12 protein-coding genes are annotated in these 15,347 nt (G+C 52.7%); all 12 read right to left on the reverse strand.

Annotated features, from left to right (window positions below; genetic code table 11):
• Positions 1 to 19: 19 nt before the first annotated feature.
• The 12 genes from hfq to KB559_RS05535 all read right to left on the reverse strand — a co-directional run bounded on the left by hfq (position 20) and on the right by KB559_RS05535 (position 15,341).
• Positions 20 to 259: an RNA chaperone Hfq gene (gene hfq, locus KB559_RS05480; RefSeq protein WP_211020700.1), complete on the reverse strand. Its 240-nt coding sequence runs from the start codon at positions 257 to 259 to the stop codon at positions 20 to 22.
• A 25-nt stretch (positions 260 to 284) separates the two neighbouring features.
• Complete coding sequence (gene miaA / locus KB559_RS05485; protein WP_211020701.1) at positions 285 to 1,259, reverse strand: tRNA (adenosine(37)-N6)-dimethylallyltransferase MiaA; 975 nt, start codon at positions 1,257 to 1,259, stop codon at positions 285 to 287.
• On the reverse strand, positions 1,249 to 2,031 hold the full coding sequence (locus tag KB559_RS05490; protein ID WP_211020702.1) for a class I SAM-dependent methyltransferase: 783 nt from the start codon (positions 2,029 to 2,031) through the stop codon (positions 1,249 to 1,251). The genes miaA and KB559_RS05490 overlap by 11 nt, the downstream gene beginning before the upstream one ends.
• 16 nt (positions 2,032 to 2,047) lie before the next feature.
• Positions 2,048 to 4,126 carry a DNA mismatch repair endonuclease MutL gene (gene mutL / locus KB559_RS05495; RefSeq protein WP_211020703.1) on the reverse strand — a complete coding sequence of 693 codons (2,079 nt, stop codon included), beginning with the start codon at positions 4,124 to 4,126 and terminating at the stop codon, positions 2,048 to 2,050.
• Between the two features lie 356 nt (positions 4,127 to 4,482).
• The gene (gene mutS, locus KB559_RS05500; RefSeq protein WP_211020704.1) at positions 4,483 to 7,281 is read right to left on the reverse strand and encodes a DNA mismatch repair protein MutS; all 2,799 of its coding nucleotides are present in this window, start codon (positions 7,279 to 7,281) and stop codon (positions 4,483 to 4,485) included.
• 74 nt (positions 7,282 to 7,355) lie between these two features.
• Positions 7,356 to 8,960, reverse strand: coding sequence for a putative amidoligase domain-containing protein (locus KB559_RS25075; protein ID WP_247681590.1), 1,605 nt, complete (start codon positions 8,958 to 8,960; stop codon positions 7,356 to 7,358).
• Positions 8,961 to 9,138: 178 nt separating this feature from the next.
• Entirely contained in the window at positions 9,139 to 9,684 is a 546-nt protein-coding gene (gene cotE / locus KB559_RS05510) for an outer spore coat protein CotE (protein ID WP_211020705.1), read from the reverse strand.
• Between the two features lie 173 nt (positions 9,685 to 9,857).
• Positions 9,858 to 11,501, reverse strand: a complete 1,644-nt coding sequence (locus tag KB559_RS05515; RefSeq protein WP_211020706.1) for a DUF4179 domain-containing protein — start codon at positions 11,499 to 11,501, stop codon at positions 9,858 to 9,860.
• Complete coding sequence (locus KB559_RS05520) at positions 11,474 to 12,022, reverse strand: RNA polymerase sigma factor (protein ID WP_211020707.1); 549 nt, start codon at positions 12,020 to 12,022, stop codon at positions 11,474 to 11,476. Before KB559_RS05520 ends, KB559_RS05515 begins: the two co-directional genes overlap by 28 nt.
• A gap of 99 nt (positions 12,023 to 12,121) precedes the next feature.
• Entirely contained in the window at positions 12,122 to 13,105 is a 984-nt protein-coding gene (locus tag KB559_RS05525) for an aromatic acid exporter family protein (protein WP_211020708.1), read from the reverse strand.
• Positions 13,106 to 13,713: 608 nt separating this feature from the next.
• Entirely contained in the window at positions 13,714 to 14,460 is a 747-nt protein-coding gene (locus tag KB559_RS05530) for an ABC transporter permease (protein ID WP_211020968.1), read from the reverse strand.
• 95 nt (positions 14,461 to 14,555) lie between these two features.
• Positions 14,556 to 15,341, reverse strand: a complete 786-nt coding sequence (locus KB559_RS05535; protein ID WP_211020969.1) for an ABC transporter ATP-binding protein — start codon at positions 15,339 to 15,341, stop codon at positions 14,556 to 14,558.
• Positions 15,342 to 15,347: the final 6 nt, after the last annotated feature.

The raw sequence follows: 15,347 nt of genomic DNA on the forward strand, positions 1-15,347 counted from the left end.
AAAAGTTTCAATATTCGGATTAACCTTCGTTCTGGGACTCCTGCATCAGCGAAACATTGCGCTGCGGCTGGAATGTGGAGATGGCGTGCTTGTACACCATTTGCTGGCGTCCGTCGCTGTCGATTACGATAATGTAGTTGTCAAAAGCTTTAATCGTTCCTCTGATCTGAAAACCGTTCGTCAAAAATACGGTAACAGGGATGCTCTCTTTGCGCATTTGATTCAGGAATGTATCTTGGATGTTAATGGACTTGTTCATTTGCCGTACCCCCAATAGGAATCAATTAGTGTTTAGAATTATATTCAAGATCAGTTGGAAACTTTCCTGCTATTATAGCACGTACGGCTTCGAAATTCGCGGAGAAATTTCTGCCGTCGCCCACATCGACCCAGGAAATGTCGTTCATGTGGCGGAACCAGGAAAGCTGCCGTTTGGCGAATCTTCGGGTATCTCGCTTCAGCTTCTCCACCGCGAGCTCCAGCGGTAAGCCATCTACCAGATGCTCCGCGATCTCTTTGTACCCGAGTCCCTGCATGGACACGAGATCCCTGGAGAAGCCGCGGTCCAGCAATCGCTGAACCTCACCGATCAGACCGGCGGCAATCATTCCGTCGATACGCTGTTCAATACGGTTATAAAGCATTTGACGGTCCATTGTCAAACCGATGAAGCAAAGATCGTACGGCGACTGCTTGTTTTGCCGCTCCAGACTGGAAGATAATGTTTCCCCGGTCAAGTGAAATACTTCCAGCGCACGGATCACTCTGCGGACATCGTTGGGATGCAGCCGATTCGCTGACTTAGGATCAATTTCGGCCAGTTTGGCATGCAGTACCTCAGCTCCCTCTTGATCGGCAATCCGCTGCTGCTCGGCCCGAAATTCTTCATCCGCGCCCGCTTCGGTAAATTGGAATTCATAACACACGGATTCAATATAAAGCCCCGTTCCGCCCACAATAAAAGGCAGTTTGCCTTTCCCGTGAATTTCGGGGATAAGCTCACGGCACCATTCCTGAAAACGGGCCACGGAAAACGGCTCATCCGGCTCCAAAACATCTATCAAATGATGCGGAACCCCGTCCATCTCCTCCGGCGTGATTTTGGCGGTTCCGATATCCATCCCCCGGTATACCTGCATGGAATCTCCGGAAATGATTTCGCAGGAAAACTTCTTGGCGATCTCGATGCTCAGACTGGTTTTGCCGACGGCGGTTGGGCCGAGGAGCACCAGCAGTTTCGGTTTTGCATTATTGGTCAAGCGAAATCACTCCGTACACAATTTTGGTATGGGAACGGGACTGCGTCGTAAATCCGAGCCGTTCGAATTCTCCGCTCCCTTTTTTTTCTTTCAGCACCACCGTCTTTCGCGCTACCCGGCAAGCTTCCGCAATCGCTTCGGGGTCAAGCTGATTGTTGTTCGCATAGGAACGAAGCGGAGAGATGGCGGACGACTCCTGAATCGGATCGCGGAACATCGGGTCGAAATAAACGACATCCGCACTCTTGTCAGGCAGTCCGCGCAGCAACTCCAGATGCTCCGCACGCTTCACGGTGATCCGGCGCAAAGCCTCGTCAAACTCTTTTACCCCAGATACATAGTAAGCAAAACCTTCCCGCATCAAACTCCATAGTGAAAGCGAATCTTCAAGGGCCAGAACGCGGCCCTCCGGGCCTGCGCCTAAAGCGAATACCGCGGCATCCGACCCGAGACCCGCCGTGCAGTCGATGATGGAATCGCCCGGCTGAACCCGGGCGGCTTCAAGCATCGGATCGCTCTCGCCTTTTTTAATCAGCCGCTTGGCCCGGACAAACGCCATGCTTGGATGAAACAGCATCGCTTCTCCATCCGGTCGGTAGAGCCTTGCTCCGCCTTCCAGAATGACCAGAATGTCCGTGTCTCCATGTTGCGCCGACAGCTTGGGAAGCGATGTGCGGTTTCTTGGGACGTATTGTATCCCCGACTCTTTAGAGAGGGCCGACGCTCTTCGTACAGCTTCCTGAACGGCGTGGTCCCCCGTTGTAATAATCACTAGCAATTTCCTCCGTTCACATAACCCGTTTAAACAGTTTCTCCAAATCGTAATTGGAAAAAGAAATGACGATCGGCCGGCCGTGCGGACAGGTATAGGGCTGCTTGCATGCCCCTAGTCGCTGAAGCAGGGTGTCCGCTTCTTCCTTGGTCAGCTTTTGGTTTGCTTTAATCGAAGCTTTGCAGGAGACGAGGATCGACGATTTCTCGCGCAGTTTGGCCAAATCGATCGCCCGCTCGCTAAGCACCCATTCGGCCATCTCCTGGATAACGGCCGCTTCGTCTCCTTGCGGAAACCAATAAGGGCAGGACACGACGCGGAAGGTTCCGCCTCCGAAATGCTCCAGAATGACCCCCGCCCGTTCAAACCAGGACAGCCGCTCTTTGAGCTTCTCGCTCTCGCCCGGCGTAAATTCCAGTGTGATCGGCAGCAGCAGTTCCTGGGAAGCATCCGCCGGATTACCGAATTTCTCGTAATAGTATTCATAATTCACCCGCTCATGGGCGGCGTGTTGATCGATCAGATACAGCCCGTTCTCATTTTGGGCGATCAAGTAGGTGCCATGGTGCTGTCCGATCAAGGACAGCTCAGGAAAGGCCGGCAGCTCCGGCGCCGTACCGGGCGCGCCATAGAGCGCCTCCTGCGCTGCCGGAGGTACGGGCTGCGGCGAAGCGGCGTAGCCGCCTTGCGGCGCACGGCCGGGCTGGCCCGTCGCCTGCGATTGGCGCGGCGGCTGAGCCGAAGGCGCATAGGCGCCCGCGGCCGGGCCGGCGCCGTAGGCAGCGCCTGGCGCGGCCTGCTCGCGCAGCGCGAAGCCGCTGCCGTTGGGGCCGGTGCGCGCCGCCGGTGCGCCGCCGTAGGCGCTGGCGCTGCCGGGGGCTGCGCCGGAAGGCGCGCTAGCAGCGCTGCCTGGGGCAGCCGCCGGAGCGGCTCCCGGGCGCCCGCCGCTCGCGCTGGCCGGTGCAGCCGGGCCGGACGCGTTCGTGCCTGGCGCCGCGCTCGCAGGCGCAGCCTCAAGCCGGGCGGCCGGGAAGTGAAACTGTTCCTGGATCAAGGATCCGGAACCCGACTTCCCAAGCTGCTGCTTGACGACCTGCGGAATGAGCACCTGCTCGGACAGTACCGATCTTAAGCTGGCCTCCACGAAGGCGTTCAACTCGGTTTCCTTGCTGAACCGCACCTCCAGCTTCGCCGGATGCACATTGACATCTACCAGGGATGGATGCATGTCCAGCGACAACACGACCAAAGGATAGCGATTGATCGGCAAAAGCGTATGATAGGCCCGAAGAATCGCCTGCTGCAAGCCCTGATTGCGGATAAATCTGCCGTTTACCATCGTTGACATACCTCCGCGATTGGAACGCGTCATCTCAGGTAGCCCGATGTAACCGGAAATTTTGTAATCCAGGTTTTCGGCCGAGATTGGAATCATCCCTTTGGAGGTATTGATCCCGTAAATCGAAGCGATAACCTGCAGCAGATCACCGCCGCCCTGGCTTTGCAGCAGCGAATTGCCGTTATGCTTCAGGCTAAAGGCGATCTCCGGATGCGCCAGCGCCTGACGATACATCACATCGGAAATATGTCCGAGCTCGGTCTGGATCGTTTTCATATACTTCAGCCTTGCCGGCGTATTGTAAAATAATTCTTTTACCGTAATGTCCGTCCCCTGCGGGGCGGCTGTTTCCTCATTCTCTTTCAGAGTGCCGCCTTCAATCGCAACTACCCGGCCAAGTCCGGTATCATCGCTGGACGAAACCAGCCGGACCTTGGCGACGGCCGAAATACTCGGCAAGGCCTCGCCGCGGAATCCGAGGCTGCGGATCTGAAACAGATCGCGTCCGGATACGATTTTACTCGTAGCATGGCGGTAAAAAGCAGTTTCGCAGTCTTCGGGTTCGATCCCCGAACCGTTGTCGGTTACCCGGATCAGTTCCAGACCGCCTTCCTCCACCAGTACCTCGATTTTCGTCGCCCCGGCATCAACCGCGTTTTCCACAAGCTCCTTGACCACGGAAGCGGGCCGCTCCACCACTTCACCCGCCGCTATCTGGTTGGCAATATGCTCGTCCAGTACCGTTATTTTTGCCACGATGATTCCCTCCTTGCTCACCTGCTCGGTGATTTGAAAGCAATTGTCATAAATTGCAAACGATAATCCGAGATGATTAACGACTCGTATCGAAATCAATTAGTTGAGTTACTAACCCGGTATAATAATGGACTATTTGGGCCTTATTTCTCCAATTTCAGATCCGAGTTCAAAATTAAGATCCTTTTGGGGCCTTATTTGTCTTCATAACGCTTAAAAATCGACTATTAGCGCCCGATCAGAAAAATAAGCCCCTTAAAATCCTCTATTGTTACTATTTTGTTGAAAATCACGCAAATAGCGCCCATAAAGTTCCTTATATCTCGTTCAGCGAATCGGCAACAACACCTTACAAATTATAAGCTCTTCGCCTTTTGCTTCAGGTCATTAATTAGCTGCATAGCCTCCAGCGGCGTCATATTCATCAAATCGGCTTCTTTCACCATATTGACGATTAGCCGGAGTCCCGGATCCTCCTGAGAGGATTTCGCCTTCTTTACCGGGGTCTCATCCGCAAAGATCGAAAGCTGAACTACTTCCTGTTTATCCCCTTCAGCCAATTTCTGGTCTTGCTCAAACAACGACTCCGATTCATTCTCTTTAACTGTAAAGCCCGAGGTGTCTCCACTGCCTGTTACTTTATTCATTTCGCCTGCTATTGCTCCAACCTTACCGGCAACCTGCTTGTCCGACAGTTCGGTGTCATTCACATTGGCGGTCGGTGCTGCTTCCGCATCCCCATGAACCCCGGCGGTTACCGCGGCAGCCGCCTGCTCAAAGCCTTGCAGCAATCCGTAGGCTCTTACGATAATTCCTTCGGGAAGTCCGGCAAGCCGCGCGCAATAAATGCCATAGCTCGTATCGGCTGCGCCAGGGACCAGCTTACGGAGAAAATGCACCTTGTCCCCGCTTTCCTGGACAGCCATCCGGTAGTTTCTCAACCCGGACAAACTGCTCTCCAAATGGGCCAGTTCATGAAAATGCGTCGAAACGAGCGCCTTGCAGCCGATATGATCATGCACATATTCAATCACCGCCTGGGCGATCGCCATGCCTTCGCTGGTCGACGTGCCCCGGCCCAGCTCGTCGATGATGATCAAGCTCCGGGCGGTTGCCTTTTCCGTCATGACCTGAATATCGGCCATCTCCACCATAAAAGTGCTCTGGCCTCCGATCAGGTCATCCGCTGCCCCTATTCGGGTAAAAATGCGGTCAACCAGCGGGATCTCCGCCTTGGCGGCCGGAACGAAGCTGCCGATCTGAGCCAGGATGGAGATCAGAGCCACCTGCCGCATATAAGTGCTTTTTCCCGCCATATTAGGACCGGTGATGAGCAGAATGCCCGCCTCATCCTTTTGCAGCTTGGTGCCGTTGGAAATAAAGGCGGTATCCTTCATCACGGATTCAACCACCGGATGACGTCCCTGTTCGACGACCAGATCATATCCGTCCGTCAGGACCGGCTTCACAAACCCGCCCTCGGAAGCAACGGCCGCCAAAGACCGGAGCACGTCGATTTCCGCGATCCGCTCGGCAAGGCGCTGCAACCGCTCAATATCACTTGCAATACGTTCACGGAGCTCGTTAAACAGCCTGTATTCGAGATCGGCCATTTGCTCCTCCGCTTCAAGGATGAGCGTCTCCTTCTCTTTTAGCTCAGGAGTCACGAAACGCTCGGCATTGGCCAGCGTCTGCTTCCGCTCGTAACGGCCTTCTGGCAGTGATGATAAATTGGATTTCGTAACTTCGATGTAATAGCCGAACACTTTGTTGTAACCGATCTTCAGTGACTTAATGCCTGTCGCCTGGCGCTCCGAAGCCTCCAGCTCCGCGATCCAGCGTTTGCCGTTGCTTCCTGCTTCACGCAGCTCATCGAGTCGGGAATGGAACCCGGTCTTGATCACATTGCCATCCCGGACCGAGACCGGAGGCTCGTCCGCAATCGCCGTTTCGATCATATCAGCTATATCGGTGCAAGCATCCATGCCTTCCGCGATTCCCCGTAACGTAGTCGATGAGGACGCGGCGCACAGTTCCTTAATCGCCGGCACCTGGCGTAAAGATGACTTCAAAGCGATCAAATCCCGGCCGTTCGCGCTGCCGTAAGCAATTCTTCCAGTAAGCCGCTCCAAATCATAAATTTCAAGCAGCGCCTGACGAAGGTCTTCCCGCAAAATAAACCCGCCATGCAGCGCCTCCACCGCTTCCAACCGTTCCTCGATCCGGCTTCGCTGCAGGAGAGGCTTATCGATCCAGCGCCGCAGCAAGCGCGCGCCCATCGACGTTTCGGTGCGATCCAGGAGCCACAATAACGTGCCCTTCTTGGACCGTTCCCGAACGGTCTCCACAAGCTCCAGATTCCGCCGGGTAAACGGATCGAGAATCATGTATTGCTCGGGCTCGTAGGATGAAATTTTAGTGAGCTGTCCAAGCGAACGTTTTTGAGTTTCGCCAAGATATCCGACAAGTAGAGCGATGCAGTCCCTGCGTTCGCTCTCCAGCCTGATCCACTGCGCCTCTCCGAATTGCGCCCGGCTGTCTTCTTCCTTCGTCTTGACCCAAGGGGTATATACGACCGTCTTGCCGAGCGGGGCGGCTTGTTCCGCGATCCAATCCAGCAGAGCCTCATCCCCGATCACTTCCGATGGATCGTACAAACCGACTTCGTCGCGCAGCCACTCTTTACTGGCCGGAGCCGAAGTGACGTACAGCTCACCGGTCGACAAATCGCAGGTCGCCAGCGCCATCAAGCCGTTCCGCTCCGTCACGCACAATATGTAATTATTCGCACGCTCGCCGAGGGTTTTGCCTTCCATCACCGTACCGGGCGTTACCACGCGCACGATTTCGCGGCGGACGACGCCTTTGGCCGAGGCCGGGTCTTCTACCTGCTCGCAAATGGCGACTTTGTAGCCTTTCTCGATCAACCGGTGAATATAGTTATCCGCCGAATGATAGGGCACACCGCACATCGGAATTTTATCCGCAGCGCCGCCTTCCCGGCCGGTTAGCGTAATTTCCAATTCTTTTGACGCCAACAAGGCGTCATCAAAAAACATCTCATAAAAGTCGCCCAGCCGGAAAAAGAGAAACGCATCCTGAGCCTGGGCCTTTACACTCAAATATTGCTGTATCATCGGCGTATAAGTAGCCATGTGCAACCTCCAAATAACCATTCATAGATCTCTATTATAACAGAAAGGCAAGGAGGCTTACGAGTAAATATCCCTTATGACAACGTCGATATGGAATCGGAATGCAACTTCCACGACCGCCGGATGTCGGCGGATTCGTCCCAACTTCGGCCGGACCTCACAGCCGCCAAGAATGGAGCGATATATTCTTCATATCTGGAAAAGGATGGCGCGCCGGTAATATCCGCGGCCAGCCGCTCCCATTTCTGTTTCAATATCTCCTTGTTACCGGAGTAAAAAGCGTGGAACACCCGATTCTCCAGCAACGGCCGCTCCTTGAAGGAAGCCATGTCCTCGATTATTAATCGGGCCAAGGCAACGACTCCCTTGGTCACCATCGGGGAAACCAAAAAACTGGGAAGGGTTCGGTATTCGAACCCGCTCACGTCCTCGTCATAGCTTTGGAGCCGAAAGTCACCCAGAAAGCCATACAAAGGACGGCGCCGGGGGCTTCCACTATCCTCCATCAGGGCTACCGGCAGCGCGAGATAGTTATCTAGCGTACGCAGCAACTCAGCGGTGAGCGGTACGCCGCTGAAATGAAGATGCCCGCCAAGCGGAAAGCCGCGCTGCGGCATGCCCCCGGCTTGCCACAGCAGCTCGCTGTCGGGAATCGCCGCCTGTGCCAAACGAAACGCCCGCATCAAATGGCTCAGGCATTCCCGCGGCTCACTTCCCGGCTCGGGACGCAGCTCGGCCAACGGAAACAAGCGGCGGCCCCGGTAGCGCAGCACATCGCAGCCGGCGATCCCCTGCCGGCCCAAATACCGCGAGGCGGGGATGACCTTCCGGGTTCTGCTGTCAAAGAGCAGGAATTCAGGGTCCATGCCGATCAACCGCTCCCGGCCGGAGCCTGCTTCTTGCCCATTTACTCGTCCTTGTTCATGTCGTTGTGCATAGTTTTGCCCTAGTCGTTGAACCTGTGGCCCAGGTCGTTGCCCCCCTCCTCGCCCTTCACCTTGCTCAATCCCTTGTCCCTGAAGCGAGTACCTTTCCAACTCCCCTAGCATGCGTGTCATCGCCTCCGCTACCAGCCAGGCTGTGCGGTTCCCTCCATAAATCACGGAAGGATGAATTTCTTCCACCGTAAACCTTCCCTCTTCTCCCGCATGGATGACGACTTCACCCAGGTCAAGACCGAACGCGTATAACGCTCTGACGGCCGTTCTCGCCAACCTTTTCCATAGAGTGGATTCCCGGTCCAGGTCAGACCCCGCCCCGTTCCCGGGGAGCGGCATTACGGTTCCTCCGGGCTGAATAGGAGTTGCGTTTAATGCTTGCAAATGGAAGACACTGACCGCGAACCGTCTTTGAAATCCTCCCCCGACAGTCTCTTTCCGGCCGGACAATGAGGCGGGGATTCCTGCCGCACCGAGTCGTTTTTGCCTTTTCGGTACTTGTAAAGCCAGAAAATCCGTCAAATTGCCGTTGATGATCCATTCTCTTACTCCTTGCCCAAAGTAAGCTTCCGGTGTCCCGAAGCAAATTTCATCTCCTCGGGAGCCGGATTTAATGCCGTTTGAAGAAACAGGATCACGAAGTATTCCATAAGGCCCGCCCTGGCCCTCGATCGCCCGAAGCAGCCTGCTCCGGAACACGCCACGCTCAAGATAGACCTTCAACACATGATTCACTGTCATGAACAATAATGCCTCCCCCGGTTGGCCGATCTGGCCCCATTGCCGCTCCAACAATTTTGTATAACGAAAAACAAACAAAAAGAGGGCAGCCGCCCTCGACGACGACGCCCCTGCCGCATATAGTAGACCATAACTACGTATTCAATATTGCCGGGAAGGTAAAAACAGCCACAGTCCCTTAGAGTTCGTCGTCGAGGAGGTCCGGATCCAGATCTTCGTAATCGCCGAGCTCGGATCCAAAATCAAAATCTTTATCCCCGTCCTCGCCGCCAGGTACGACAAGAACATTCAACTTGGTTTCGGCCACCAGTTCAACAGCGAATTCCCGCTCCACGCGAATCGCCACACGGCCGTCTCCTGATACGCTCGCTTCAACGGTACTTGGTTCCTGCGTTGCATCCGCAGTAACCTCGACCGTTGAGGCACGATGTCTGGAATCCAGATAACTCAGCGGCACATTCTCAACATAGGATACCGTCTCTTTGGCTACTTCTGTCTGCGAGTTTTTGTCGTAGGAATACCAGATGTTGATATCGTAAGTACCAATAACTTCAATTCCGTCTCCGGCTGCAACCGCTTCGTACTGGTGGTTGATAATCCACGCTCCCAGTATGCTCGACGGTCTGTGTGGCGGAGTCACGGTATGTGTTACGGTAGAGAACTTACGACCTTTTCCGCAGATCGCTTTCGTGATGATCTCTCTACTTTGATATTTCGATGACATGATTTAAACCTCCTCCATACATCATTCATTACATATGTATGCAAGAACTGGGCGAATGTTGAATAGCCCATGATAAATAAATATGTACGAGTGGAAAAAACGTAAAGAAATAACGATTCCTGCTCAAAAAAAGAATAAGCCCGGAGCGTTCTCCGGGCTTATTTCTACGCTATCTAATTCAACTTCACTTCCACATTCTTCTGAGAATCATAATAGTTATAAAATCCGGGATTCCACAAAATATTTTCGAATCCGGAGCCGCCTTTGTAACGCTCCACCTTTTTGCCGGTATAATTCGGGCCATTGGATACCATCTCCGGATAAACTTCATTTCCGTTGACGCTTAACATGCTCTGGCTGATGCCGCCGAATCCCGGACTATCCGACCAGGATTCCACGACCAAATCCTTGCCGTCCAGATAATAGGTGAAATGAATCAAGAATTTGTCAACCGACACTTCGAGAGACTGCTTCAATTCGGCCGGTTGTTTTAACGGGGTCCAATTTTGAGTCGTATCCCGTTTTGTCACCCTTGCATCCCCTAAAATCAGTTTCATGGGAACGGTTGACCAATCCTCATACCAGACCGAAGATTCAAACTGATAAGCATGTTGGTAACGCTTCGGATCGCTGCCGATCAGATCGAAACCTCCCTGGATTTCTTTGTCTCCGACGGCGAGCGTAACCGAGTTGTACCAGACCACCCCATGCTTATACTGCTCCATGCTATTATCTTCCTCGATGTTCAACGTTATTTTTTGCGGCGAAACGATAAGCTTCTCAAGCCGGATGCCGGCCATTTCCTGCAATTGTTCCCCGTTGTTCAGATTTTTCGTATAAACCGCTTTGCTTGCTTTTTTGCCATCGCCTTTAAAAGTAAACGACCACTTGCCGTCCTTGGTTTCCGCCTGATCCAGATAACTCAAACTGAAGCTTTCCGTTTCGTTTTGATTTACTTCCGCAGTTTGGAAAATTTGCTGAATTAGCAAACCCTCTCCATCATAAGGAAGTACGGTCAGTTCACCGCGGCTGCCGTTACCGCTCCCATAAATCAAATGAGGATCCAGACGCAAGGGATCGGGAGAAGTTGCGGATACAATATACCGGACAATTAGCCGGTCATCTTCCTTAGTCAAAGATTCGATGTGCATTTCCGGGTAGTCCGGGGACCCTGTTGTAATGGTATCTCCCGTCTGAAAGGCCGTTTTTAGCGGAGTTTCTTTATAGTTATACAATATCAGCTGCTGTGCGGTGATCGTCAGTTTCTTTTCCGATTTCTGCAATATATCATTCGATTCAATCATGCCGAGCAGCTTGCCGCTCTTTTGATCGAAATATAGATTACTACTGGCGGGCACCGTGTTTCCCGACTCGTCAGCTATACCGACGCTTCCGATTTGATAGGCGTCATACCGGTCCAAGCCCTCGTCCGGATCAAAAGAGACCAATGCTTTCAATTTCTCCCCGTCCGTAACGACCCCGTTCAAATTCATAGCGATTCCGGCGCTGGTTGCGCTCTGTTGGAATCGTTGCCCGTATCCGTTGTTCAATGCATTGTCTATGCCTACGAAACCCATGATATTGTTCCAATTCATGGCCACACCCGCAAAGGCTGGTACCGCCATAAACATAAAGCATGATAATACTAGCGCTGGAACCAGCTTTCTTTTGCTGATGGCGGGTTTCAGCGTCTCTTGAGGAACCGATTTCCGATAGGAAACTTCACGTTCAATGGCGAGCCACATGGCATCGAAATCCGTGTTAGCGGAGGGAGCCTGAAGGCCTTCTCTTACTTTACTTTCAAAAACCCTTTCCATTTCCACTCATCTCCTTTGTTTGACATCCTGTTTTTTAATTCATGTTCATTCCGATCCCTCAGTAGCCGCATCCCTTTGTTCAACCTGGACTTCACGGTTCCTTCCGGCACCTCGATTACACCGGCTATTTCCGGCACCGTCATTTCATGAACGAAACGCAATGTGACCACAATCCTTATTTTTTCGGGCAACCGGCTAATCATTTCGTTGAACTCATTTGCTATTTCCTTCCGGTCATAATCTTCCTCTACCGGATTGACGACCTGCGGACGGTTCATCAAATAGGCGAACATCTCCTTGGTCCATCCACTATTTCTTCTCTTTAGAACCTTACTGCACTCGTTCGAAGCTATTCTTAGCAGCCACGGTCTCAGGTCCCTGATTTGCGTTCTGTCCGCAAGTATGGCTTTCACGAACACTTCCTGACAAATATCTTCCGCATCGGATCGGTTTTGCATCATGTAATAACATAATTGGAACACTTGCTCCTTGTAGGTTTCGAACATTTCCCGGTCGTTCACTCCGTTCACCTCCTCTTTGTGGGCTTTCACCTATAAGACCATCAAGAACGGAAAATCGTTCATTTTAAAAAAAGCATCCCGAAGGATGCTTAAATTGTTTCAGTGTTTTGCTGCCTCACCTTTACCGGAGGATTTGAGCGATGCCGGTGCCTTATCCTTTTTCGCAATATTCAGGTAATTGGCCAGCTCGCGGCAGAGCTGAAGAATCGCGGAGCGCATTTCAAACTCCTCCCGGGTTGAAGGAAGCTCCATCCGTTTAAACTCCTGCTCCAGTTCGTTCAGCATGACCTCTGTCTGCCCCGTGTACTCTTCGCTGCTTACGTCCCGGCTGAGCCGGTCGAACAGGTTGGCCGTAATTTCACCCTGAGGCATTCGTTGGTACACCCGGGATATCAGCTCCAGCATGCTTTCAATGCGGCCGAGCTGCTCTTTTCGCATATAAAAATAAACGGACCATGTATCGCTCGGGGAGATAAGCTGGTTCTCCAGAGCACGTTTGGCCGAGGTCAGACCGTTGTCCACCAATTTTCCAGCTTCTATCAGTTCTTTGCCGTCCCAGAGATGGTACGGGTCCCGGAGTGTCTCGGCGATATGGCTGAAAATAATCGAAAACAGCCCGTCCACCTTCCTGCGGATCTCCAGCAACTTGTCCTCCGCTTTAGGCATATACGCCAGATTCACCAGCATGGCGGCCCCCAGCCCGATCACCAGCAACTCGATTTGTGTCAGCATGACGGCAAAGCTGAGCTCCTCCCCGCCGAACACGCGGAATACCACGACGGAGCTGGTCACAATCCCCTCTTTGAAATGCGCTCTTGTGATCAGAGGGAAAGCGATCAGAATATATACGACGAGCACCCACAGATGGAAACCGAACAGATAAAAAAGTACAAAAGCAAGAATCAAACCCAGCACCGAAGCGAAAAACCGCGAGGATACCGTGGCAATACTCCGTTTTCGGGTTACGTCTACGCCAAGGATCGCCAGCAATCCCGCGGACAGCGCGCCCTGGATACCAACCGCATCCGCTATAATAATCGCCAGTAAGGTAGCGATCGCTGTTTTGATGACCCTGAACCCCATAAAACCACCCTGTCCTTTACGTCCTAAGTTAAAAAGTCTTAATGCTAATCGTACTTGATTTCACGTTCACGTACAATGAGATGTCTTTAATTTGAGGCCACAGCCGGAGTAACTGACCTGTTTGTTGGATAAGGTGAATTTCTCTTAGACGCTCATTGGAAAATTCCAATGAAAATGCCGGTAAATTGCTCTAATGAGTTGTTCCATTGGATATTTCCAATGAATCTGACTAAAAAACGCCGAAAATCAAGAATTTGCATATATGTGATTGGATATTTCCAATCAACAGCACGGATTATCCCAAACTAACAGTTCTCCATTGGATATATCCAATAGAGCCTTCAGGATAGAATAGGATGGACCTCTTAGCTACTCAACACCCTACCCTACACTAATTTCACCTTTACTTTTCTCATCCATCACACCACATTTTTTTCTATACCGCCTAATCCATCACTCCTCCTATCACCGAAACCCACTCATCCAATCACCACACCACAACTCTTCCCACCTCATCCTGTTCACCTCAATCTATCCCCTCTATCCCCGAACAACACCAAACCGCCGAGACTCGAAGCCCCGGCGGTTTTTTATTGAAAAAGGAACGTTTATCGTTCCTTGAGTAACTTGCGTTCCACATACACGACCAATTGATACATCCCGGTAGCGACAATGGCGATAATGACCAGGCTGGATAGCACGAGTGTGAAGTTAAATACCTGAAATCCGTAAACGATCAAGTACCCGAGCCCGATTTTGGCGACGAGGAATTCCCCGACGATTACGCCGACCCAGGCCATGCCGACATTAACTTTCAAGGTGGACACAATGGCAGGGAAGGAGGCCGGAAGAATCGCTTTGACAAAAATATCACGGCGGTTGCCTCCGAACGTGCGGATCACCTTGATCAGATTGCTGTCAACCTCATTAAAGCTGTTGAAGACAACTAGCGTCGTGACGATGACGGTGATCGATAGCGTCGTCACTACGATGGCTGTAAAGCCCGCACCGAACAGGACGATAAAGATCGGGCCGAGCGCGACCTTCGGCATACTGTTGAAGACCACCATATAAGGATCAAGCACTCTCGATAAAAACGGGGACCACCATATCACTACCGCCAGCAGAGTGCCGATCAAGGTCCCGAGCAGGAAACCGACCGCGGTTTCCCCGACGGTCATAGCCAGATGGGGCCATAACTCCCCGTTAAAGGCATCCTTCAAAATCTGTCTTCCGACCTTGGAGGGATAACTGAAGATCAGCGTATCCACCCATTTTAAACGACCTGCCAGCTCCCATAAGCCAATAAACGCTACGAGCAGCAGAAGCTGCGTCATCAGAACAAGGCGGCTCATCCGCCGCTTTTTTCTCCGATGCTGCTGCCACTTAGCGTGCGTCCATGTCTCCCGGCTATTGCCGTTCTCCCGGTTTGCTGTTGGATGATCCAACCCTACTCCCCCTTTCCTTCCAGCGTTTCGAGGTCCCGCCAGATTTCATGGAATAGGTCGTTAAATCCGGCTTCCTCCCGGGCGTAAAACGGCTGCGCCTTGGCGATATTATCGGGGATTACGTAGGTTTTACGTATTCTTCCCGGCCTGGCCGCCAGCACAATCACCCGGTCGCTGACCGCGATCGCCTCCGACAGATCATGTGTCACCAGTATTCCCGTTTTACCGCGCTGCCGAAGCGTATCCACAACCAGATCCTCCAGCTGGAGCTTGGTCTGATAATCCAAAGCGGAGAAAGGCTCATCCAGCAGCAGCAAATCCGGGTTGGTTGCCAGCGTGCGGACTAAGGCCACCCGCTGCCGCATACCGCCGGACAGCTGATGGGGATACTGATTCGCCGTATTCCCAAGCCCCATTCCATCCAGCAGCTCCAACACCGTGGTTCGACTCTCTTCATTCAAGCGCCCCGTCAGCTCCAAACCAAGCAAGGCATTTTCCAAAATACTCCGCCACGGAAACAAATAATCCTGCTGCAGCATATACCCTACCTCCGGCGAAGGACCCCGTACCGGCTTCCCGTGGACCAGAATCTCCCCCCTCGACGGGGGGAGCAGTCCGGCGATAACGGATAGAAGCGTGGTTTTTCCGCAACCGCTGGGGCCGACCAAGCTGATGAATTCACCGGAACTTACCGTCAAATTCATCGCTTCCAGCGCTAGTACGGCTTCCCGGTCCGTTACATACGCCAGATCCAGGTCTTTCAGTTCAACGACAGGAACTTGGGTCAAATGGTT

The sequence above is a fragment of the Paenibacillus sp. Marseille-P2973 genome (assembly GCF_018101095.1).
Classification (GTDB): Bacteria; Bacillota; Bacilli; order Paenibacillales; family Paenibacillaceae; genus Fontibacillus; species Fontibacillus vini.

What these genes read in the sequence shown, in the direction of transcription:
- KB559_RS05530 (WP_211020968.1), bottom strand. Translation starts at nt 14,460, where the DNA reads ATGAGCCGCCTTGTTCTGATGACGCAGCTTCTGCTGCTCGTAGCGTTT.
- KB559_RS05525 (WP_211020708.1), bottom strand. Translation starts at nt 13,105, where the DNA reads ATGGGGTTCAGGGTCATCAAAACAGCGATCGCTACCTTACTGGCGATT.
- mutS (WP_211020704.1), bottom strand. Translation starts at nt 7,281, where the DNA reads ATGGCTACTTATACGCCGATGATACAGCAATATTTGAGTGTAAAGGCC.
- KB559_RS05515 (WP_211020706.1), bottom strand. Translation starts at nt 11,501, where the DNA reads ATGGAAAGGGTTTTTGAAAGTAAAGTAAGAGAAGGCCTTCAGGCTCCC.
- hfq (WP_211020700.1), bottom strand. Translation starts at nt 259, where the DNA reads ATGAACAAGTCCATTAACATCCAAGATACATTCCTGAATCAAATGCGC.
- KB559_RS25075 (WP_247681590.1), bottom strand. Translation starts at nt 8,960, where the DNA reads ATGACAGTGAATCATGTGTTGAAGGTCTATCTTGAGCGTGGCGTGTTC.
- cotE (WP_211020705.1), bottom strand. Translation starts at nt 9,684, where the DNA reads ATGTCATCGAAATATCAAAGTAGAGAGATCATCACGAAAGCGATCTGC.